The organism is Vibrio sinaloensis DSM 21326, assembly GCF_000189275.1.
Taxonomy (GTDB): domain Bacteria; phylum Pseudomonadota; class Gammaproteobacteria; order Enterobacterales; family Vibrionaceae; genus Vibrio; species Vibrio sinaloensis.
This window is the reverse complement of the sequence record NZ_AEVT01000005.1, coordinates 1-22870: the sequence shown is the minus strand read 5'-3', so window position 1 is coordinate 22870 and position 22870 is coordinate 1. Positions and strand designations below refer to the sequence as shown.

Genomic DNA, 22870 nt, shown 5'->3' with positions numbered 1-22870 from the left:
CTCAAAATACAGACTACGTATTTTAGGTATAGTCAATAGAGAATACGCTGTAAAGCCATGAAATTAAAAAAGTTCTTGTTGTGGCGTCTCACCATCGGGTGGTGTAGAGGATGGTGCGTTCCCTTGACGTAGCTTTCTAACATATCGCTGTCTGCATAATTTGATGACATGTAATTGCTGGGCAGGCGTCATTTCAAGCCATTGGAAACGCTCTTCACGTTTACGCATGCAACCTCGACAATAACCTTTTTCATCTACGGTACACACTCCAACACAAGGATTCGGGACGGTAAAAAATTCAAGTTGTTCCATCGACTCCCCCTTATATTGTTAAGAAACATTTATATAGACAAGATGAATGCGTAAGTACACATAAGCCAAGTGACACTATGTAATTCAAACTAAACCATGACTAAACGCTGACAAAAACAGTGTTTTATTAACTATACTAGCCCGCATTGATTGTCGAGCCTATCGGCCATATTTTCCACACTTTGGAGATGATTATTATGAAGCTTAGCCCAAAAACTTTACTTGCTGCAATCACCCTACCTGTATTGATGACAGCTTGTGCAAGCAATGGTGACAACATGCAAAAAATCACAGCGCAAGATTTACAGCACCACAATTGGGAGCTAGTAAGTGTTGACGGCAAAGACATCGTAATTGAAGGTCGCGACCAAGCTCCTCGTTTAGAGATCGGTGAAAAGATGATGGCGAATGGTAATGCTGGCTGTAACAACTTCTTCGGTCAAGCTGAGCTAAATGGCAACCAAATGCGCATCGACAAGATGGGTATGACAATGAAAATGTGTGTCGGCGACGTAATGGATGTTGAGAACGCATTCTCAAAAACTCTCACTGATTGGAGTGACGTGTCACTTACCAAAGACTCACTTGTTCTCAAAAATGACGTTCATACTCTTACGTTCAAACTGAACGATTGGAAAAACTAATCCAAATAGACGCTTTTAGAAAGCAGCCTTTTTAGGCTGCTTTTTTTATGTCTGCTGCTTCTGAGCTCAAACTCCACCAACAAATCCTTCAAATACATAAAAAATTTAAATTTTTTCCGTCATAATGAATAGGTAAGGCCGTTTGTCCGGTCTATGGAATGAATTAAACCAGTTTCAACTAACCTAGGGATTGTTATGACAAGGCTTATCACTCTTCTCTTCACATTGATGGCGTCTGCCAGCACTTTAGCTAACGACACTTGGCAACAGATTACAGAACAAGCAAAAGGCCAAACGGTCTACTTTCACGCCTGGGGTGGTAGCCAAGAGATCAACAACTACATCCGTTGGGCAGGCAGTGAACTGCAAAAAGACTACGGCGTAACCCTTAAACACGTAAAAGTAACCGATATAGCAGAGACAACGACGCGACTTATCGCAGAAAAGGCGGCTGGTAAGAACAGCGGTGGTAGTGTCGATATGGTTTGGATTAATGGTGAAAACTTTAAGTCAATGAAGTCCAATGATCTGCTATTTGGTCCATTTGTAGAGCAATTGCCAAGCTGGCAATACGTCGACAAAACTCTGCCAGTGGATAGCGATTTCTCGGAGCCTACTGATGGGTTGGAAGCGCCATGGGGAGTGGGTCAACTCGTATTCATTCACGATTCAAAAATCTTAAATAATCCTCCAGCATCTTTTAGTGAACTATTAAGCTACGCAAAGGCTTATCCGAATAAAATCAGTTACCCTAAACCACCTGAGTTTCATGGCACCAGCTTTCTTAAGGCGCTGTTGATTGAACTTACCGCCAATGATCAAGCCCTTAGCCTCCCAGTTGAAAAAGCAAATTTTCAGCAAGTAACGGCTCCTCTGTGGCAATACCTTGATGAATTACACCCTGTCGCTTGGCGCAAAGGTCAACAATTCCCATCGGGTACCGCTGAGACCATCCAACTACTTGATGATGGGCAGCTCGATCTGGCGATAACGTTCAACCCAAACGCGGTCTTCTCAGCTCAAGCCAACGGAACTTTGGCTGAAACAACCAAATCTTACGCAATGGATGCGGGTGCACTCTCTAATATTCACTTCTTAGCCATTCCTTGGAACGCTAACGCTTCAGCAGGCTCACAGGTCGCGATTAACTTCTTACTCAGCCCAGAAGCGCAATCTCGCAAAGGTGATCTGTCGGTGTGGGGAGACCCTTCGGTTCTCGCAAATAAGTACATTACTGGCAGTGCAAAAAATACCAAGCTATTCAAATCAGTAGCAGAGCCGCACCCAAGTTGGCAAGCGGCATTAGAAGCTGAATGGCAAAAACGTTACGGCATCTAAGTCGTATATTTATTACTGAAAGACGAGAGCCAGATGTTTAGAGCTGCGTACTTATTTTTGATCATCATCGCCATTACTCCCACTATACCGGGGCTTGTAGGTGTCGTGCTTTCGTCCTTCAGTTATATACCTCCAATCGGCTTAAACCGTTTTTCTTTGTCAGGCTATCAGCACCTAGTTGAATGGCCGGGGCTTTTAAGCTCTTCATTACTGACGATTAGTTCGTCTATTTTGAGCACGTATGTTGCTCTGCTTTTGTGCTTTATCGTACTGCAAGCATTTTGGCAGTCACGATATTGGCGTAAAATTGAAAACGCCCTATCACCATTATTAGCTATTCCGCACGTCGCATTTGCTATCGGTTTTAGCTTTCTATTTGCTCCTACAGGCCTGTTTACCCGAAGCTTTACCTATCTAACAGGCATTGAGCTGAATGATTTCTCGACCAGTTGGTTGGTGCACGACCCTTTCGCCGCAGGCCTAACGATTGCCTTGTCGATTAAAGAATTGCCGTTTTTACTGCTGATGAGTATTCCGATCCTTCAGCAACTGAACCTACAAGCCACGATCAAGGTAAGCAGCTCACTCGGTTACTCACCCTATCAAACGTGGTGGAAAGTAATCTTCCCTCAATGGTTGGCGAAAATGCGCTTTCCTATCTTTGCGGTTGTCGCCTACGGTGCTTCTGTTGTCGACTTTGCATTGTTTTTGGGACCAAACACACCCCCGACACTCGCAATGCTCGTATGGCAATGGTTTAGCGACCCAGATTTATCTTTGCTACCTCGTGCCGCTTCTGGTGCAGTGTTGCTGTTTGTTATTGCTGCACTATTACTGGCTTTTGTGGTTTTGATGGAGCGTTTCCTGCTCTCGCATTTTAGTCAGTGGCAGTATTCAGGTCGATTTGGCTTCCGGGTTCCAGGGTCACCAATCGTGATACTGGTGATTGCCATAAATCTCATTCTACTTCCCCTGATGCTCATTTGGTCTTTTGCTCAGCGTTGGCGGTTTCCAGATCTATTTCCAAGCCAAATAAGCGGTCGTTTTTGGCTCAATGAATGGGACAGCGTTTTACCTACCGTCACAGATAGCATCATCATTGCGGTAATAACAGCCTGTTTCGCTCTGCTTTTATCACTGACTGCACATGAATACCGCATTAAGCACAAACTCCATTTACCGAGCTACGTTATTGCACTTCCTATGCTGGTACCGCAGTTATCAATATTATTTGGTATGCAAATAACGACGCTATACCTTGCCAGTGACCATTATTATTTGTGGGTTATCTGGTCGCATGTATTCTTCGCTTTCCCATTCGTTTACTTAGCACTCGATGGGCCGTGGCGTAGTTATAATCAAGGCTATTCCAACGCCGCGTTGAGCTTAGGGAAAACACCGTTCTATGTGTTTATCACCATTAAAGCGAAAATATTACTGAAACCGATTTGGTTTGCGTGGGCTGTAGGCGCAAGTGTCAGCTTGGCACAATATTTACCCACATTGATGCTCGGTGGTGGCAGAGTTGCAACAATCACGACAGAAGCAGTCGCTCTATCTAGTGGATTTGATCGCCGCGTTACTGCTATCTATGGCCTGCTTCAAGCCGTTCTGCCATTTTTGTTTTTCACAGCAGCCATAACTCTAGGGCGCCTCGCTCAAACGCGTCCAATAACAAGTAAAAATCAACATAAGGAGTCGGTCACACATGACGCTTCGTCTCGAAAACCTCGTCATCCATGATAATTCCGGACACCTACTCTTTGAACCAACATCATTTGCTATCGAACCTGGCACTATTGGTGTTGTAATGGGGCCGAGCGGGTGTGGCAAGTCTACGCTGTTAAGCCTAATCGCTGGCCACTTAGCTGATGATTTCCAGTTTCAAGGAGAGGTCACACTCAACGATGTCGCTATAACACAACTGCCCGCTCATCAAAGAAAAATCGGGTTCTTATTTCAAGATGATCTTCTTTTTCCTCATCTAAACATTTGGCAAAACCTTGCCTATGCACTACCCAACCAGTTAAAGAAGCAGGAGAGAGAGCAGCAAGCGAAGTACGCACTAGAGCGGGTAGGATTAAAACAAATAGCAGACTCTTACCCAGAGCAAATATCTGGCGGGCAGAAAGCTCGTGTCAGCCTAGTGAGAACACTGTTAGCCCAACCATCCGCTGTACTGCTCGATGAACCTTTCAGTAAACTCGACAAAACACTCCGGATCCAATTTCGCGAGTGGGTATTCGCTCAGCTCCAAGCAGCCAATATCCCCTGCTTGCTCGTGACCCATGATGAAGATGATATTCCGACTCGAGCCCAACAAATAAAACTGATCTGGAACCTCTCCAATGCTTGACCGATACAGTATTAAAATTATTCGTTCTCCTTTAACTTCTATCGCAGGTCGCCTTGCGACCTATGGAGTCAATGCAAATCAAGTAACCTTGCTAGGCTTTGTTTTAGGCTGTATGGCATTTCCGGCTCTTGTTTGGCAAAACTATTGGCTTGCTCTTGTATTCATTCTACTAAATCGTATTGCCGATGGTTTAGATGGGGCTCTAGCTCGTATTCAAGGCATCACTGACGCGGGTGGTTTTCTCGATATCAGTCTGGATTTTCTGTTTTACTCCTTAATTCCCTTTGGCTTTGCTGTCGCCGTTCCCGAGCAAAATGCATTAGCGGCAGCATTTCTGATATTTTCGTTTATTGGCACAGGCAGCAGTTTTCTCGCTTTTGCTGTCATGGCGAATAAACGCGGTATTGAAAATCCCGTTTACAAAAATAAATCACTTTACTATATGAGTGGCTTAACTGAAGGGACTGAAACCATTGCCTGTTTCATCCTTTTCTGCCTGCTTCCAAATCATTTTTCTACCATTGCATACCTATTTGGTTCCGCATGTTGGTTCACCACTTTTACGAGAATTTATTCGGGTTACCAGACACTAAAATGAGCTAATTCTCTGCGAGAGATCTCAAGACTAGATATAATCGCTAAATAACAACAATTTTTGACAACGACAATTGAATGACAATTAAACTTACAATAAAATCCGCTGTCTGGTTTTTGAACAGCCTTTGATGCATAACACTCGCACACATAACGGCTAATATAATAAGAATAACAATGCGAACATTAGTCTTGTTGACTTGCTTTATGCTAATGGCTTCAATGCAAGCTGCAAATGCCAACGGTAAGTTGTCTGAAATAAGACCTTTGGTGATTTATATGTCACCTCCTGAGGAAAGCAGCTTTTTACAACTAGTAGATAATGGACTTAGCAAAGCCCAAACTAAGTTACAGATACCTGTTTCACGGTTAGTCATCGATAATAATGACTATCTTAATGGGATTAACTCGGCGGTCGCCCAAGGCTACGACCCTATACTGTTGGTTTATGCTGCTGGCATGCAGGGTTTAAAGCAATTCGTTACTCAAAACCCTGGAACGCGCTTTATTCTCTATGACGTCAGTTACGACATCGCGAATAGCATTGGGATAATATTTGATCATAGTCACGCAGCCTATACGATTGGCTATTTAGCAGGAGTAAAGACCAAATCGAATAAAGTCGGTTTCATTGGCGGTCTAAACAGCAGGCCAGTAAACAACTTTAAGTGTGGATTTGAGTTAGGCTTGCAACAAGCAAATCCTGATGCGTCTTTCTATGTTAAGTACATAGGTGAAGACTCAAAGGCTTGGACCGATACAGCTCAGGCCCGAAAGCTAGCAATTGAAATGTATAATCAGGGAATAGACATTATTTTTCCCGTAGCGGGGGCGGCTAACGAAGCGATCTATCAAGTTGCAATGGAAAAACGAATTAATACCTTTGGTATCGACATGAACCAGAACAGTCGCTACTCGGAGGTCATGTTGGCTTCTATGGTAAAGCATGTCGATAAGGCGACATATGCGGTTTTAAAACAATTATACTTAGGGATTTGGAACAGTAACCATAAACACTTCGGCTCGTCACAAAATATGATTAACGTTTTGTTGAATGAGCAACATTTAGAGACAAATAACGACGATAAGGCAATGATTAAACGTTTGAGTAAAGAGATGAAGTTACCCATTAGTAAGCCAATTAAATTACTCAATACACGTTGTGATAGACATTTATAATGAAGCGCTTAACACACAAGATCATCCTCTACTACACAATATTTACTTTGATTCCATTGATGTTAATGGGGGCTCTTGGCTTCGTCATCTATTACCAATCCAACTTACAATCGCTGAATCACCAATTTGATGAGATTGTCGACTCACAAACATTGAACGCCGTCCACGCCGCCGTCGAACTGGATACCGATGTCGCGCAGCAAGTTGTCAGCCATATCTCTCATGTCGATCATGTCGTAAAAGTGACGTTGAACTCATCAGTTTATGATTTAACACTCGCAGAAGTCGTCACAACCATCGATACACTCGCAACCGAACGATTTGTCTTCCCACTATATGACTCATTGAATAATCAAGTTGGCAGTTTAATTGTCGACAAAAATACAGATGCGATAGGTAAAAGAGAAATTGCTTCGATCCTCCCCGTAGCTTTGTTAGTCATTGTTTCTTTTTTGGTACTCGCTTTCTTGTTCAGTCGCCAAATTCTAGCACTCGTAAGCAAACCTTTTTATGACGCTCAAAGATATGGTTATTTGATGTCGAAGGGAGAGGTAAGCGTTGCCCCTCCCGAGCACCAATACGTAGAGTTTAGCTCGCTGTTCTCTTCCATTGATAACCTAAGAGAACGTTTATTGGATAACATTGATGAGCTCAAAAAAAGCGAAGAGAGATTGAATACCAGCTATAACCTGACTCAGGTATGCCAGTTTGTAGTGGACACTAAGAACAAATCAATTATTCGCTCTAACAATGAGTTTAAACGGCATTTTGGTCACTCGTTTGAAACCAGCAACGACCTGCAAGAACAACTCATCATGCGCATTGCTAATAACAAGATTAAAAATGGTCATTATTACCAAGTGAGAACCTTAGACGGCGAACGCTCTTTCCAATTTAATACAACTGACAGTGATGACTTTGTCGTCGAATGTTCCGCTCTTGATGTGACCTCGTTAATCGCAACGAAGAAAGAGTTGGAGAAGCAGCTCATTACAGACTCTTTGACTCGGATCGGAAATCGAGTGGGTTTCAATAGGCATATCGAACAGCTCTCGCGTGCACCACATAAAACCGCTTATTTCGTTATGGTGGACCTTAACGGTTTTAAGCCAATCAACGATACCTATGGACATAGCGCCGGCGACTTCTTGCTTAAAACGATTGCAAACCGACTGGCGGTACATAACGAAGACGGCTGTAAAGTCTACCGCTTAGGTGGCGATGAATTTGTGCTGATTCTGGAAGAACATTACGACCGAGCGTCAGTAGACGAACTCGCGCACCGATTGATTGCAAGGATTAATACGCCAATAGAGTATCAAGGGGCGGCCCTTCAAGTGACGGCAAGTATTGGTATCGCCCACAAAAACAGCAGAAAGCAGGACATCGCAGCCGTCATACATGATGCAGATTTGGCTATGTATGAAGCCAAAGAGAAAAAGTGTGGAATTGCTTTCTCAGCCCAACTGAGCGAAGAGCAAAAGGAAGACAAGCGCACTGACGAAACAAAAATATAGCTCAGTGCGCAAATGGAGGTGACCTTATAAGGTTGAAACTTCGACGCGTCGATTTAGCTTGCGGTTTTCATCACTCATATTATCGACGAAAGGTTTATTTTCTCCGAAACTCGTGGTTGTAATACGCTTAGTATCCACTCCCCTCTCGACCAGGTAATCCTCTACCGCTTTCGAGCGTCTCAAACCAAGCGAGAAGTTGTACCCTGCATCACCAACGTTATCCGTATGACCAGCCAGTTCTATATTTCTAGCTTGAGACTCAATCAAACGCATAACACGAGTTAACACGTACTCAGATTGCTGAGTTAATGTCGAGTCATCAAAATTAAAATAGACTCGAGCTATCACCTCTGGGCTGTTTGAAAACTCGATAGCGCTGTTTGTGAGTAGATATTCGCTACAGTTCAGCGATAGCCCTATTTGTGCCAGCTCTTTGCTTAACCAATCGAGCACGGGTGTTTCATCGGTGTTAACAACGACCTGCTGGAACTGCCCCTGATGGTTATGCACTTTTATACTGGGGTGAACTTGTATTGAATGTTCGAATTCAACACCATCTTGGTTGCAATAAAGAGCAAGAGGGTCTTGTAGCTCATCAGCGTTGGCAACCCCACAAGATAAGAACAGGGCTGTTGTTATCGGTATCAGTTTATTTTTCATATTCGCTCTAATCTTTATTTAAGGTGGCCAATTTCTTCAGTAATTAGCTCAAGAATTTTGTTTAAAATATCATCCGTATTCTGTGCTTTAAATACATTCTCGGCACCGGCGCAATCTCTTAATGCCGTATTGTTGTTGACGTTGTAATCAAACCCCACAACGGCAAGCCTCGCTTTGATACTTTGACCACTGCTTGAGATCCCCGTTGATAGCTCTTGTTTTATCTTGGTGCACATCCCAGCGTTAACTAATTGTTTATGGATGTTTTTTTGCGAAGTGCCCGAATCATCACCATCTGAAAGGACGATCAATAACCTTCTAGGGTTAGTGCCTTTTTTCAACATTTGGGCACCGCGCATAATACCTTGATAAGAGGCTGTACCATGGTTTGGATAGAAGCCATTCACAGTGGTGTTAAATGAAGAGTAATTGTCCGTTAAGTCAATATCACGGAATCTTGAGCTATCACTGTGACTGACACAGTACTTATTATTCTTCTCGTTAAAAATATTATTAACAGTCTTGGTATAATTGATGTTGTAGTTGTTATTATAAACTAACTGCGTCATAAAACAGGAGTTTGACCGATTAGTAGGCTTGGTCTTAGTGTAATAGTTAAACCCTGTCATCCCCACCGTATTGTTGTCAGTGTTATTCAAGTCATTGAACTTCTGTAGTTCGTCAGTCACTACTTTAATTATGTTTCTTAAATCAATGTACTTCCGATTTGAACCACCGTTCCAACCACCAGCCATAGAGCCTGAATAGTCGGCAACAAATAAGATGTCTACAGCTTCACTTTGATACTTACGAGCGGTTGCCGCCCCTTTAGCGTCAAACGTTTTTCCAAAACCAGGGATTGAGGAATCACCTGGGAACCAAGAAACATGGCGACTGGTTGCTTCTACTTCATACTGGAAGAATCTAGGTTCACCTCGAGCTAGGCCAGCAACACATTCTGGAATTTGATCGCAATTGTATTTATGAATTTTAAGATTATTGACCGAGTCGACGTCGTGCAAATAGGCCTCTAAATAGTCTGTCGCTATCTTGCGATTGACAGCACTACCACTACCCGAACCTTGCGAGTTTTTATTATCGTCGTTATGAGCTGCAATGGCTAAGACCGCAATCTCAGAAGCATCCTCGATCCTCGCTTTAGTTTGAATGGCTCTGGCACCATCACTAGCTAATGTAAATAAGCCAAACAAACCAGGTATAATCATGGCAAACAAAATAGCGGCATGGCCGGACTGTTTTCTTAAAGCTTTCATGCTTTACCTACCTATGATCACTGCATCAGACGACACAACACGGAAATCACCACCAAGTAGCTCCCCGACCCAATTCTCTGTTTCGTAACACAAGCTCACCCGATACAAGGTTGCTTGTCTATCCCAAGACGTTACAACGGACAGGTGCTCCAAATCAGCTAATGTTGTATTCAAACTGCAAATCTGACGACCAAAATTAAACGTCCTGACTGCGTTGGGTCTTCCTATATCAGCAAAGGTTAACTCCTCGACGATGACCTGTAGATCGTTAGTATTAAATGAAGAAGCTGACATGCGGGTTAGTGATCCACGAGATATTGTATTTAGCTCACTAGCTTCCGCCTGTGTGATTTTATAGTCCTCGTTGTAAAGCTGAGTACGCTCCTTAAGGATATTAACCATTGAGTATGACAACCTATCCAGCTTACCTTTCATTGATAATTTGATTATAACGTCGCCACTAAACACAAGTAGAAAACTAAACATTAGTCCGACTATGGCAAACTCTACGCTAAAGGTGCCTTGTTGCTTTTTAGCCATTGATTTCAAAAGCACCTCGCTCATACTCCTGCACGACGATAACTTCTCGGGTCACGAGACTGGATGTATCCATAAAATAAGTGAATATAGATGTGAAGTCGTAGTCGATACGATAGATGGCCATCGCACTGTTTTTGGCTGTACCACACTCTGCAAAGCTATCTCCATCTGGCACCTCACATGGGTTAACATTGGTTAGATCAGCTACTGCACCAATGTACTGGACCGACAAACGAAAGTTAGATTCATCCACAACTCCAGCCCATAATGCGTCGCTGTCATTAATGACATTTTCAAACGCCGCTCGATAGCCGCCATCAGATACCTTGGCGCTCCTTGCAGCTTCTGAAATTGCGAGGTCAGAAATAGCACTGATGTAAGATAAGTAGCTCATTTCAACCCATGCCATGCACATCAACCAGAACGCCATAAAACCAAGTACGAACTCAATGCTGGCGACACCTGATTGCTTACGCGTTGTTAATCTGATCATTGGGCCAATTCCTCTATTTGCTCAGTTTTAAGCAACTCTGGGTTTACATTGGCAGTTGGCTCACTATTTCGTAATGCAGCAAAATGATTAAACGCTTCCTCCTCGGACACATTTGGGCCGAGCATAGTACGGACATAATCGAAATTACCTAGCTTAGCTAGAGCCAGCATTAAATTGGCTTGGACTTGCGAATCGGCCTTATCATTTGTGTAAATTGGCATCAGTCGTTGCACAGCATCCAAATAGTGGCCTTCAATAATGTCTAGTACCGCGAGATTGTTTTTGACAGTAATATCGTTGTAGAAGTTACTTCTCGCTAGGTTGAACTGCGCGCGAGCTTTGCCGAAATCACCATTTGCTGAATATAATAACCCCGCAAGATTCTGAATTTCAGCATTCTTTGGTTCGAGTTCAGCCGCTCGTTCAATAGCTTCGAGCCCTTGTTTAAACTCACCCATTTCATAAAGACTGCTCGCATTAACTAACAGCGCTTCTGCGGGTACGTTTTCTTTTGCCAGTACAGGTTGCAAAGTAAACAACGCCGAATCAGCATCTTTAATTCTAAGATAACTGCGGGCTAGCTTAATTCTCGTTTCAACTGTATCTTTTTCAACCAGCTCTGATTTATAGTAACTAGCAAGTTCACTATAATTCTGAGCTTGAAGTAACAATGCTTCTGTATCTATTTGCTTTTTCTGACCCGAAGTCGCAGTACACCCGACCAAAACAGTCAACACTATGCAAGCAATTACTTTATACATTTGACATCATCCTCAAGATACCTGGAGCAGCGATCAAAATTACAATTGGAATCATAATAAACAGAATCAGAGGAACAGACATTTTCGCCGCAAGCTTACCGATTTTCTCCTCTAAACCCAGCATTTGAACATCTCGGATGTCACCAGCGAGCGTCGTTAACACGCCATAGATCGACGAGCCATATTGCAGGCTTTGTTTTAGAGTCATTACGAAACTTCGCATTTCACTCGACGGAATATCCTCGTAAAGCTCGTCCAATGCTTTCTGCATACCAACCAAACGTGAGCGCTCATTCGTTTTTTTGAGTAAACCCGCCAATTCTTTATCGAAACCTATCATCTCTTTCGATAGATAGTTCATCGCAGACTCAATCGTCATACCGGTCTGCACACAAACGGCGAGTAGGTCAAGTAAGTAAGGTAGCTGTGCAGAAATTCGGGCAATCCGAGCCTTTCCTCTGCTATCCAAAATCGCATCTGGAAGGATAATGCAAAGAATTAACCAAGTTGCTAAACCCGCGATCATGCTGGCAGACTCCATATCTGACGCTGTCGCATAAATGTAAAAGCTTACTCCTCCCACTAGGAGCGCACCGTATTTGATAGGCATGTAAAAGCTAAACCAGCGACTTTTAGTCGAGATCCCGGCACGCTTAAATTTTTCATTTATCTCTTGGTTATTACTTTCAACCGCAGGCTTCGCGACTTTTTCAGAAACAAAGTCCATAAAGCCAGCCATGCGGTTGGAGTCTGACTTTAGTGAAAGTTGACTGAGAAACAGCTTTCTTTTAACCAGTCGGTACATAACCAGTACGAAAAGAACAACACCCAGAAACACCGAGCACAACTGAAGAAAAACGTACAATTGAGGAGAAACAGTCATTAACGCACTCCCTTCATCAAGCTCCAAATAATGCCGATACCGATCGCTTCACTTATCAACATATAGTAAAGAATTGGCTGACCTTTGGGATGGTTCATAACAAAGTCGTAATTTTCGGGGCTCAAGTACTGCAGAATAAACAGGAAAAAGAAAGGTATCGCAGCAACGATTTTCGCAGAAGTACGAGCTTCAGAAGTCAGCGCGTATTTCTTCTTCTCAATTGCCCTAGCGTCGAACATTAAACGATTGAGGCGAGTAATCACGTCTTTAAGCTGACCACCGCGCTGCATATTTGCACGTAATGTGATCACGAAAAATTGGAAGGAGCGGTAGGGAAAGCGATTACATGATTTTTTGAATACAGAATCTGGAGACTCGCCCAGTTGTAACCTCTCTCCCATGCGTTTAAATTCTTCACCAACACTACCTTCCAGCGTCTTGCCAACAAACATGATAGAGTGCATCAAGCTCTCCCCTGAGCTAACCGCACTGGCTAGCATGTTCAATGCATCGGGGAAAGCCATTTCAAACTCTTTCTGTTGACGCTGCTCAAGCCAAGACATACCAACGGCAACACCAATTAGCTCACCAATGATCAGCGCATAAATTGAATTGACTCGGATAAATGTATCGTTTGCGTAAAAACTGACAAATGCCACCACAACCAAGAAAGCAAAAACTTTTAGTAATGCAAACTTGCCTAGCTGGAGCATAACATTGTTAACACGACGTTTTACTTTCTGACTGATCGTTTCACCGGTTAAGCTAGTAAAGTTAACCGCTTTATGGTCCTCATCCATTGAGCTCACAAACAATGTTTGGTTCATTTGCTCGAGATACTCGCTCTCCTTGCGCTTACTCGGCCAAAAGGCGATAACGACTAGGATTCCTCCTAGGATGAGTGACAACCAAAAAATCATATCGCTTCTCGCGCCGCAAAGAGCTGCCCAAGTTGAGAATCAAGGCCAAAGAATTTTGCCTTTTCAACCAGAATTGAGCGCTGCATAAGCCCTGCTGTTACAAAGTTACCTCGAACCTTGCCATCATCACCTTGCATTTGATTCGGCACAAAACGAAAAATTTCTTCTAAAACCACACTCTGACCCTCTAGGCCAACGACCTCAGAAATACTCATGACTTTACGAGAGCCATCATGTAATCGACTGATCTGAATCACTAAATCGACGGCGCTGACGATGTTACGTCTTATCGCCTCTAGGGGCAGGTTATTGGTTGCCATCATGACCATCGCCTCCACACGGGCTAAGGCATCACGAGGTGTATTGGCGTGAAGTGTTGACATAGAGCCATCATGACCAGTGTTCATAGCTTGGAGCATTTCAAATGCTTCCCCACCACGACACTCCCCCACAATAATTCTATCTGGACGCATACGGAGAGAGTTGATAACCAAATCTCGTTGATCAATAGCACCCGTACCTTCGATACCGGACGTCCTTGTTTCAAGGCGAACTACGTGAGGCTGTTGTAGCTTAAGTTCTGCGGCATCTTCGATAGTAACAATGCGTTCTTTTTCAGAAATAAACTGAGACAAGGCGTTAAGCATCGTGGTTTTACCCGAGCCGGTACCACCGGAGATCAAGATATTTAGTCGACAACGAGCAGCAATCATTAGCAACTTCGCCATCTCGGAGCTCATGGCGCCAAAATCAACCAACGAATCAAAGCTTAGGCTATTCTTTTTAAACTTACGGATAGACACGGAGGTCCCATCAATCGCGATGGGAGGAATAACGATGTTTACACGACTGCCATCTGGTAAACGAGCGTCACAAGTCGGAGACGAATCGTCGACACGTCGACCTACTCTAGCGGCAATTCTCTTAGCAATCTGAATTAACTGATCTTCGTCGATGAAGGTGACTTCCGACTTTTCAACAATACCGTTACGCTCAACAAATACATTGTCGCAACCGTTGATCATAATATCGCTGATAGACTCATCTTCCATCAGAGATTGCATCGGACCTAAGCCGTGAATCTCATTGACTAAGCTCTGAACATAGTCTGCCTTCACGATAGAGGGAACTGACCAACCTTGCCTGTCAATCAACAAATCAACAGCTTCAGCTAACTGCTTACTTAGCTGCTCTTTGGTTAAGACAGTCACCGCCTCACTGTCCAATGCTTCAAAGATTTGACGACGAATCGCAACGAAAATAGATTTAGAATGATCCATTATTTACTACTCCGTTTCAGCAACTTAGCAAACAAGCTCGATTTACCACCTTCGCTTTTTTCACCCAGCAAAGCAGCGGTAATTTGATTGATGCTTTTACTGATCGGCAACTTGAGATCGTGCAAGTGTTTGCCTTCGAGTAAGGCTTTACTCATTTGGCCATCATAAGGACACGTCACATCAATGGGTCGACGAAGATATTTTTCAATTTCTTCCCGCGTAACTGTCGCATGTTTTTCAGGAGCAGTATGATTTATAACGATGATGATACGCGCCTTGGTTTGCAGCTCTCTCAATTGAGAACAAACTCGGCTGGCATCACGAAGACACGCGACTGTCGGCTTTAAAGCGATAACAATCGCATCACACTCTTTTGCACTGTACTCCAAATCCAGCTTACAGTTTACAGAGCGAGAAAGGTCTTCAATTAAAAAGTTAGTTTGCTCTGAGAGTTCGTCAGATAGAGTGCGGACGTACTCTTTCATCTGAGTTTCACTCAAATCCTTTGATTGAACAGACAAAATGGACAACATTGGCGTGATCTTTTGTGTCATATTCAGTGCATAGGAGGTGTCCAAATTAGCAGTCAACGCACCAGGTGGGATATCTTTTTTCTCAAACTTTTTGAGGCCAAGTAAAATATCTAGATTGCCACCAACGAAATCATGATCAACGACAACACATGAGCTGTTTTTCTTACTGGAAAGTTCGCACGCGATCTCAGCGACAAGCAGGGAATTACCTACTCCACCTGTAGCGCCCCAAAAAGCGACTTTCTTAGCTTCACGTGCTTTACCTAAGCCAGCATTACGTTGTCTGTTATCAGAGACATTCTTAACAAAGTCTATTAGCTCTTCTTTGCTAACTGGCCAAAATAGGTAGTAGAAACCCATTGCTTTGAGGTTACGAATCGTCGAAATTGCATCTTCGCTACCAATGACAATAACCGAAGCTGAGTTAGGCAATAAGTGGCTAATACGTCGCATGTCCTCGGTAACATTACTACTCTCATTCAGTTCGACAATAACAATCTCGAGAGCGCTGCTACGCGCATGCTTTTTAATTATCTCATCTTGATTTTCCAACAATTTCGGAACGATAAGGCCTTCAAAGGTAAATGCTTCTTCGACAAGCCCGCGGCAAACTTCGGTTTGATAGAAAAGAACAGATGATAGCCCAGCAGACTCTTGTTCTGCAGATTCTGATGGTTTTAAAAGTTCAACAAGATCTAGCATATTCTATTTTCCTAACTGGCTGTCACTTGCTGCATGGCCGACCATTTTTTCCGGGTGTTGCAAAGATATCCAACGTGCGCTTTCAACGAAACAATCGTTAGATTGAAAACCATATCGATTCACTTGACTGGCTTTACATGATGGAACCAAGACTTGGTACTTTTGTAGCGATGCAGTTAAATTAAACGCGCCTTCTGTCTGAGTTTGAATTTGGTGAACAGTGATGGATTTAGGGTCAACCCCAAGCTTTAGTAACCTGCGCTTCGTTTCCATCACCTTCGACTTCGCAGCCTTGCCGTTCCATCCTAAGTAGATCTGTTCAGTAAATACTTTGTCTTTATGCAACTCTAGATACTTGCTGAGTTGTTCATCTACTTTAGCTTTGTTGTCTTTGGTAACTTTCGCCTTGAAACTGTATGTAACAGGGACTAATTCGACTTCGACACCGTTGCGCTCAGTAACGAGCTCAGCACAGCCACCAAGTAACAAAACAATGAACATTCCTAGTAGTAGGTTTCTCACTTTTTAAAGCCTCCACTTTGCAGAATTTCTTCTGCCCAAGTTTTACTCGCTGGCGTATAGCTGTAGTCAACATTGAAAAACCGTTGCATCGTTGTGGTGCGCTTCATTGTTGGCAATTGAATTTGCGATGGATTGACCGGATTAACCAGATTAACGGTCGCCACAATAACCAGTTCGGTACGGTTTCTAACTGTCTCTGAGTGCCTAAACAATGCACCGAGAATTGGAACATCGCCAATAAAAGGAACACGACGAAGCGACTCTCGGTCTTCAGTACTCAGTAACCCGCCAAGAACAAAGCTTTGACCATCACCAAGCTCAACCGTCGTTCTTGCTCGACGAGTTTTAAGCGCTGGTAAGCTGTAACGTTCATTTTGGTACTGTGAATCAATCGAACTTACTTCTGGTAGCAAAGATAGCTTGATTTTGTCGTCTTCTAACACCTTTGCCATCATCTCTAGTCGAATACCAAACTCTTTGTAAAGCACATTGGTTCCACCATCAATGATGGTTACTACTGGGAGCTCTCCCCCCACAAGGAAGTGCGCACTTTCTCCAGAAATCACAGATAGATTAGGCTCAGCTAATACTTGGCCAACCGTGTCGTCTCCAAGTGCTGTGATCACGGATACGATATCCGAAGCACTGAAATTAACCAGTTGATCAACGAAGGTACCTGCACCTTGACCACTACTGCCATACTGAACACCAAACTCTTCAAGAAATGACTGAGACACTTCAGCGATGGACAATTTCACATTAACTTGTTTGGTCGTAGCAACTTCAATATTGTTCACAATACCCAAGTAGTGCCGACGTGTCATAAACTCCATCTCGTAAGTTTCAGTACCTATCTTCCATTCGATCTTATGGTCTTCGTACTCTTTTTCGAGTAGTTCCCCCACGAGAATGTTGATTTCATCGCGTATCTTCTCACTTGGAACCTTACCAGCTAATACAACTTGTTCTTCTAAGTTGTATAGAGAAATGCTGATATTAGGATATCTGAGCTGAATCTGCTGTTGGATATGGATTAAGCTCTTATTTACCACCAACTTTCGGCTCACGATAGTGTTTGAGTTATCATCAAATGCAAGTAAAGATACCGAGCCAACCTTCTTACCAAATACGACAAGTTTATTTTTATCAACGACTTGGTAGTCGGCTATCTCTGGATTAGAGATAAATACAGACGCAATTTCTTGCTTGGTAGTAATGGCTTTGGCCTCACCTTCTCCCAAGTTCACTAAAACTTGCGAGCTAGCTAGACTGCTCCATACAGCAATGCAGAATGTGAAAAAGATCCTTTTCAGATTCATTATTATTGTGTTCCCTATTTAATGGTTACTGTTTCAGCTCGGTACTCAATAACCGATTTAAATCCAGGTAAAACATCACCTGCATCAGCGTGAAGTTCACTCGCTGCGTAATCGCCTACCGACTTATGAACTTCTAATGATGAGATTTGCTTTGCAACACTCAATATGGATACCTGTTTCCGATCCAATTCGAGTATCAAATGTGTGTCAGGAGCAACACCGGCTTCTTGTGCCCCTTCCTCAAAGGTCTGCTCGACGCGAAGCACTTTGACTCCCATCAACACAGGAGAAATACTAACTGCTCGACCGCGAGCAACTGAATCAGAAGAGTTGACCTCAACAGAAACTAGGTGTTCTGGGCTGGTAAGAGCGAGCACATCGACATAGCTACTTGCACGTATCACTCCACCAACCACTGCATCAGGAGACACTTTTAGCGGATACGGAACAAAACCGTCTGAGAGAGTTAAATCTAGATATTCAGGTGAATTTGGCGCCACGATATCGGTAGCAAAAAGGGTGGTTCCCACTTTCATATCAGATCGAAAAATGGAGCCTGGAGGGTATTCAAAAAGCATGTCTTCGCTGATGCCGATCGCCGCAGCTTGCTCTTCACTAAGTTTCACGATTTTTAGTTGGTTCGGACGAACCACTTCGGCACTCGGCACATCTGAGTTTAGCTGCCAAACGGAAATCAACTTGGCTGGTTTGTTCTTTTCAACCAACTGAGGAGCTTTGGATTCAGTTAAATTGCCAGCCAAACCATATAAACCAAACACAATGGCTACGACAGCAATGCCAAGTATAAGTTTTGTGCGCACGTTAGCTCCCTAGATTGAAGCACTGATACCAAAGAATCCACTTATCACAATTGGGATTGCAAAAGGGATACCGCCGTGCCTGATCAAATGAGGATAAGTTGTTCTTATTAATAAATACAACAAGGCTTCAACACCGCCGATTACTAACATTAAAAAGAGCACAAGAAGTGAGTAATCAGGGGCAATAAAAATAGCGAACACGCTGGCTAACTTAATGTCTCCAGCACCAAATACACCCACTTTCCACAAGCACATGCCAGATATTAAGACTAACGATGCCTGGATAAGATGAATTTTTGAATCAAACAAAAATATAGAAAAGGCGAGTATTCCGGCTAACAAAAGTACGCTTTTGTTTTTTACAACCCTATGTTGAAGGTCATTCCAGCCTATAGATAGACAAATGGTGGTCACAAGTAACCACCACATTACTAATACAGCGTCAATATCCAGATTAGATACCAGAGTCAGCCTTGCCGATTGCTGTTGTAATTTTGCTCATTGCTGTATCAAGAGAGGTTTTTAGATCACTATTAAACATAGCTAAAACGATTGCAGAAATAGCAACACCGATAATAGCGTATTCGATAGCAGTTACACCGCGCTCGTCTTTTTTGAAAGAGTAAAGTGCGCTTTGAGCAGCAACAAAAGCTTTAGTTAACATGAGATTTCCCTTTACTTAATAATTTTGCATAAAGAACGAGTGAACTATATGCATCTGAGATGATTGCATTCTATATAAGTGAATGCATCGTGACAATCAATTAATCAGGGTTATTTTACGATGAAAAATAAATAATTTTCACTAAATAATAAAACGTAGTTTAACAATTTGTGACAAGACGCCTAGACAAGCTCAAAAAACAATCAATAACAACCTTAATTTTATTAAATTCAGGATAACTTACGCATCAAAGCTCATTGATAGACACATTACCAAAAACTGACATAGAATTGACCAATACGTCAGTTCTTAAAAATAAGACAATATAATCACTTGACACACCTTAACTTATTTTTCATCTAACAAAAAGATAGCTAAACTTATCTTCAATTAGTAAGAAAACTGCAAAACTTTTAAGCTCGCTTGTGGATCGATGTCTTCAAACTCAGCGGGGTTGTTTAAACGCTGCACAAACTTTTAAGCTAGGAGCTTCTTCTTTCATACTATCAATTAAGAAGTCACAAGTTACTTGAGGTGAATTTACGCACGCGAGAACAGAGCCTTGCTCATTTAATAGTTCAGGCAGGCGTCGCAAAATACGTTTGTAGTCTTTGGTCAGCGCAAAACTGCCTTTTTGAAAAGAAGGCGGGTCAATAACAATCAGGTCATACCCGCCTAGCTTACGGATTTTGCCCCAAGAGCGGAAAATGTCATAACCTAAAAACTGGACCTTGTTTAGATTATGTTCATTTAACTTATGGTTTTCTCGTCCTTTCGCCAAAGAACCTCGCGACATGTCCACATTCACAACACGATCTGCTCCACCCGCTATCGCGGCAACGGAAAACCCGCAAGTATAGGCAAACAGGTTTAATACTGTTTTGTGTTCGGCATTTTCATAAACCCAGTCTCGGCCATTACGCATATCCAGAAACAGCCCAAAGTTCTGGTTGCGACCAATATCGAGCTGATATTTTAAGCCTGACTCAGTTACCACAGGTTTAGCGTCAAGCTCTCCCCAGATAACTTCAGACGGGGCGCCTTGAGCAAAACGATATTGGATAACGATCGACTTACCGCCTTTATTAACCCACTGTTTACTTTGAGTTAGTTTTACTAAACCCGCCTTTAGTGAGTCAATAAACTCGTCATCGACTTGCTTAAAAATATTGACCAACAACTGGCAGTTAACCCAATCACAAGTGAGTTGCTCAAGCCCAGGATAAAGTCGACCTCTACCGTGAAACAAACGGCGTACCTCGCTTGATGCACTTTCTAATTGACTAGACAGATGGGCAAAAAACACATTCAACTGCTCTACTTGCATTGTCTGCGATGTTATTTGTTGAGTTTCGGCCATGATAGCTCCCAAGGTGTCAGCCAAGTTTCTATACCTTGGCAAATACTAGTTTGATTCCACTTATCCCCTAAACTAGGTGTGTTTCTGGGATCAACGATAAAAGAATAGTTCTGCTGCTGATAAACAAAACGAATAGCAAAAGCGTGTAAGTAGCCTCTATCAGCCGCAGAAGAAGCGTTATATATAGGGTCTCCCAAAATGGGTGAACCAATCGACTTTAACGCAACTCGGATCTGGTGGGTCTTCCCTGTATGCGGTTTGCACAAGAATAAACGCTGTCCCGGCTCCCCCGCTAAAGACTGAAATTGAGTGATAGCAGGGTTACGCTGACTATTGATTAATTTCCAAGATGAGCGACGAGAGCGTTCCATATCTCCAGAAACTAAGCCTTGCTTCTTTTTAGGCTTCTTGCTGCCAATAGCTAAGTAATACTTTTCGACTTCTCTTGCTGAAAATAGTTGAGATAACTCACTGGCTGAAGCCGCATTTCTTCCGAGCAACAGCAAACCAGAGGTCATTTTATCCAGCCGATGAATAAGATACAGCTGTTCATCTCCCGACCGCTTTGCAACTTCCGCAAGTAACATGGTGTCACCGTCATCTTTATGTACGGACACGTCCGGGTGCTTATTTATCAGGATAAAATCAGGGTGGGTGTATACGATATCGAACATTTTATTCAAAGCTCCATTTGGAGGCGAAAGTATACCGATATCTTAAGTCAAAGCCAGTTGATATAAAAAGAGGAGCCAAAAGGCTCCTCTTTAATAGCGTTTATTGCTTTTGGCTTATAGCTTCTTAGAGAAGAGACCAGCCAATGCGATGATACCAATACCAAGCAACATGATTTCGCCTTTACCGCTATCAAAGCCAGACTTAATGCCCATGAAAGCAACGACTGCGATAGCAACAGGAATCACGTACTTAACTAGGTTGTACCATAGACCAAATAGAGGGAATGACACTTTACCATCGTTGGTGATTTCTTTCTCAAGCTCTGAGCGAGATAGACGCCAGCCAGCGAAAATACACACCAACATACCGCCAACTGCAAGGAAGATCTTATCCGTTAGAAGGTCGAAGATATCAAATGCACCTGTGCCGAATAGAGTTGGGCCAACGCCACCAAGCGATAGAGAAGCAAACACACAGAGTGTTGCCATCACGACACTTGAAGAGATAACGGCTGTTGAACGCTTCATGCCTTTTTCATCGATTAGGTAAGAAACGACCACTTCTAGTAGCGATACAGAAGATGTTAAAGCCGCAACGGTTAGACCAATGAAGAACATCAGTGCAAATAGAAGACCAATTACGCCACCCATTTCAGCAAACAGCTGAGGAACAACAACGAAGACTAGACCTGGGCCTGCTGCTGGCTCCATACCGAATGCGAACATTGCCGGGAACATTGCTACACCCGCTAGGATTGCAACGCCTGTATCCATCGCCGTTACCATACCGGTTGTTTGCACTAGGTTCTCTTTCTTCTTCAAGTAAGAGCCATAAGTCAGCATACAACCCATACCTAAACTTAACGAGAAGAAGGCTTGACCTAACGCAGCAAGAACAACGCTGCTATCTACTTTAGAAAAGTCAGGCATGAATAGGAATTCAAGACCCGCCATCGCGCCAGGAAGCATTAGACCTTTCACTGAAACAACAATCAGGATAAGGAATAGAAGTGGCATTAGGATCTTACCCGCTTTCTCAATACCGCCCGAAATACCTTTCATTACGATGACGATGTTAAGAGCAAGATAAACACCCATCCACATTAATGGTTGTACAGGGTCAGAAATAAAACCGCCGAACGAATCACCAATTGCTTCAGGAGCACTTAATAGGCCACCGCCTACTTTAAAAATGTATGCCAATGCCCAGCCGCCTACTACTGGGTAGAAACCCATAATAAGTAGGCCACTTAGCACACCCATTACACCTGTAAAGGTCCAACGACGGTCAGTCGATTTGAACGCACCTACAGCTGATAGACCTGTCTTACGACCAATAGCGAACTCTGTGAGCATTACGCTGAAGCCGATAAAAATAACGAAAAGTAGGTAAATCGCTACGAAAGCGCCACCACCACTTTCACCTGCTGTGTACGGAAACTTCCATATATTGCCTAAACCAACAGCAGAACCTGCTGCAGCCATAACGAAGCCTAGTTTAGACCCCCACGTATCACGGGGCTG

Annotated in this window: 24 protein-coding genes and 1 pseudogene; 7 read left to right on the top strand and 18 right to left on the bottom strand. The window is 43.1% G+C overall.

Features of this window, described 5'->3' with window-relative positions; translation table 11 throughout:
- Positions 1-63 precede the first annotated feature (63 nt).
- Positions 64-312: a DUF1289 domain-containing protein gene (locus RH45_RS00900; RefSeq protein WP_008072714.1), complete on the bottom strand. Its 249-nt coding sequence runs from the start codon at positions 310-312 to the stop codon at positions 64-66.
- A 197-nt stretch (positions 313-509) separates the two neighbouring features.
- Here RH45_RS00900 and RH45_RS00895 point away from each other — a divergent pair, with 197 nt between their 5' ends.
- The 7 genes from RH45_RS00895 to RH45_RS00865 all read left to right on the top strand — a co-directional run bounded on the left by RH45_RS00895 (position 510) and on the right by RH45_RS00865 (position 7940).
- Positions 510-956, top strand: a complete 447-nt coding sequence (locus RH45_RS00895) for an META domain-containing protein (RefSeq protein WP_008072712.1) — start codon at positions 510-512, stop codon at positions 954-956.
- A gap of 195 nt (positions 957-1151) precedes the next feature.
- On the top strand, positions 1152-2294 hold the full coding sequence (locus RH45_RS00890; RefSeq protein WP_008072710.1) for an ABC transporter substrate-binding protein: 1143 nt from the start codon (positions 1152-1154) through the stop codon (positions 2292-2294).
- A gap of 33 nt (positions 2295-2327) precedes the next feature.
- On the top strand, positions 2328-4037 hold the full coding sequence (locus RH45_RS00885) for an ABC transporter permease (protein WP_008072708.1): 1710 nt from the start codon (positions 2328-2330) through the stop codon (positions 4035-4037).
- A complete protein-coding gene (locus RH45_RS00880; protein WP_008072707.1) occupies positions 4003-4650 on the top strand; it encodes an ATP-binding cassette domain-containing protein in 648 nt (215 codons plus the stop codon). Before RH45_RS00885 ends, RH45_RS00880 begins: the two co-directional genes overlap by 35 nt.
- Complete coding sequence (locus RH45_RS00875) at positions 4643-5248, top strand: CDP-alcohol phosphatidyltransferase family protein (RefSeq protein ID WP_008072705.1); 606 nt, start codon at positions 4643-4645, stop codon at positions 5246-5248. The genes RH45_RS00880 and RH45_RS00875 overlap by 8 nt, the downstream gene beginning before the upstream one ends.
- Before the next feature lie 173 nt (positions 5249-5421).
- On the top strand, positions 5422-6423 hold the full coding sequence (locus RH45_RS00870) for a BMP family ABC transporter substrate-binding protein (RefSeq protein ID WP_008072703.1): 1002 nt from the start codon (positions 5422-5424) through the stop codon (positions 6421-6423).
- Positions 6423-7940 carry a sensor domain-containing diguanylate cyclase gene (locus RH45_RS00865; RefSeq protein ID WP_008072701.1) on the top strand — a complete coding sequence of 506 codons (1518 nt, stop codon included), beginning with the start codon at positions 6423-6425 and terminating at the stop codon, positions 7938-7940. Before RH45_RS00870 ends, RH45_RS00865 begins: the two co-directional genes overlap by 1 nt.
- A 24-nt stretch (positions 7941-7964) precedes the next feature.
- On the opposite strand, the gene RH45_RS00860 is transcribed toward RH45_RS00865, so the two are convergent.
- From RH45_RS00860 to RH45_RS00780, 17 genes and pseudogenes are all read right to left on the bottom strand, one after another.
- Positions 7965-8600, bottom strand: coding sequence for an OmpA family protein (locus tag RH45_RS00860; protein ID WP_008072699.1), 636 nt, complete (start codon positions 8598-8600; stop codon positions 7965-7967).
- A 14-nt stretch (positions 8601-8614) separates the two neighbouring features.
- Positions 8615-9874 (bottom strand): TadE/TadG family type IV pilus assembly protein, encoded by a 1260-nt coding sequence (locus tag RH45_RS00855; RefSeq protein ID WP_008072697.1) that lies wholly within the window; start codon positions 9872-9874, stop codon positions 8615-8617.
- Between the two features lie 3 nt (positions 9875-9877).
- Complete coding sequence (tadF, locus tag RH45_RS00850) at positions 9878-10414, bottom strand: tight adherence pilus pseudopilin TadF (protein ID WP_008072695.1); 537 nt, start codon at positions 10412-10414, stop codon at positions 9878-9880.
- Positions 10407-10907 (bottom strand): TadE/TadG family type IV pilus assembly protein, encoded by a 501-nt coding sequence (locus RH45_RS00845; protein WP_008072693.1) that lies wholly within the window; start codon positions 10905-10907, stop codon positions 10407-10409. The genes tadF and RH45_RS00845 overlap by 8 nt, the downstream gene beginning before the upstream one ends.
- Positions 10904-11668, bottom strand: a complete 765-nt coding sequence (locus RH45_RS00840; protein ID WP_008072690.1) for a tetratricopeptide repeat protein — start codon at positions 11666-11668, stop codon at positions 10904-10906. The genes RH45_RS00845 and RH45_RS00840 overlap by 4 nt, the downstream gene beginning before the upstream one ends.
- On the bottom strand, positions 11661-12551 hold the full coding sequence (locus RH45_RS00835) for a type II secretion system F family protein (RefSeq protein ID WP_008072689.1): 891 nt from the start codon (positions 12549-12551) through the stop codon (positions 11661-11663). The genes RH45_RS00840 and RH45_RS00835 overlap by 8 nt, the downstream gene beginning before the upstream one ends.
- Complete coding sequence (locus RH45_RS00830; RefSeq protein ID WP_008072687.1) at positions 12551-13471, bottom strand: type II secretion system F family protein; 921 nt, start codon at positions 13469-13471, stop codon at positions 12551-12553. The genes RH45_RS00835 and RH45_RS00830 overlap by 1 nt, the downstream gene beginning before the upstream one ends.
- A complete protein-coding gene (locus RH45_RS00825; RefSeq protein WP_008072685.1) occupies positions 13468-14751 on the bottom strand; it encodes a CpaF family protein in 1284 nt (427 codons plus the stop codon). Before RH45_RS00825 ends, RH45_RS00830 begins: the two co-directional genes overlap by 4 nt.
- Complete coding sequence (locus RH45_RS00820) at positions 14751-15986, bottom strand: AAA family ATPase (RefSeq protein ID WP_008072684.1); 1236 nt, start codon at positions 15984-15986, stop codon at positions 14751-14753. The genes RH45_RS00825 and RH45_RS00820 overlap by 1 nt, the downstream gene beginning before the upstream one ends.
- 3 nt (positions 15987-15989) lie before the next feature.
- The gene (locus RH45_RS00815; protein WP_241211619.1) at positions 15990-16508 is read right to left on the bottom strand and encodes a hypothetical protein; all 519 of its coding nucleotides are present in this window, start codon (positions 16506-16508) and stop codon (positions 15990-15992) included.
- Entirely contained in the window at positions 16505-17827 is a 1323-nt protein-coding gene (locus RH45_RS00810; RefSeq protein ID WP_008072680.1) for a type II and III secretion system protein family protein, read from the bottom strand. Before RH45_RS00810 ends, RH45_RS00815 begins: the two co-directional genes overlap by 4 nt.
- Before the next feature lie 14 nt (positions 17828-17841).
- Positions 17842-18648, bottom strand: coding sequence for a Flp pilus assembly protein CpaB (cpaB, locus tag RH45_RS00805; protein WP_008072666.1), 807 nt, complete (start codon positions 18646-18648; stop codon positions 17842-17844).
- Between the two features lie 9 nt (positions 18649-18657).
- Positions 18658-19077 carry a prepilin peptidase gene (locus RH45_RS00800; RefSeq protein WP_039958083.1) on the bottom strand — a complete coding sequence of 140 codons (420 nt, stop codon included), beginning with the start codon at positions 19075-19077 and terminating at the stop codon, positions 18658-18660.
- Between the two features lie 25 nt (positions 19078-19102).
- A complete protein-coding gene (locus RH45_RS00795; protein ID WP_008072664.1) occupies positions 19103-19312 on the bottom strand; it encodes a Flp family type IVb pilin in 210 nt (69 codons plus the stop codon).
- A gap of 390 nt (positions 19313-19702) precedes the next feature.
- Positions 19703-20639: pseudogene (locus tag RH45_RS00790) on the bottom strand (class I SAM-dependent methyltransferase).
- An 11-nt stretch (positions 20640-20650) separates the two neighbouring features.
- Positions 20651-21346: a TIGR01621 family pseudouridine synthase gene (locus tag RH45_RS00785; protein ID WP_008072662.1), complete on the bottom strand. Its 696-nt coding sequence runs from the start codon at positions 21344-21346 to the stop codon at positions 20651-20653.
- 114 nt (positions 21347-21460) lie between these two features.
- Positions 21461-22870 (bottom strand): sodium-dependent transporter (locus RH45_RS00780; RefSeq protein WP_008072661.1); only part of this gene is annotated, 1410 nt, incomplete at its 5' end.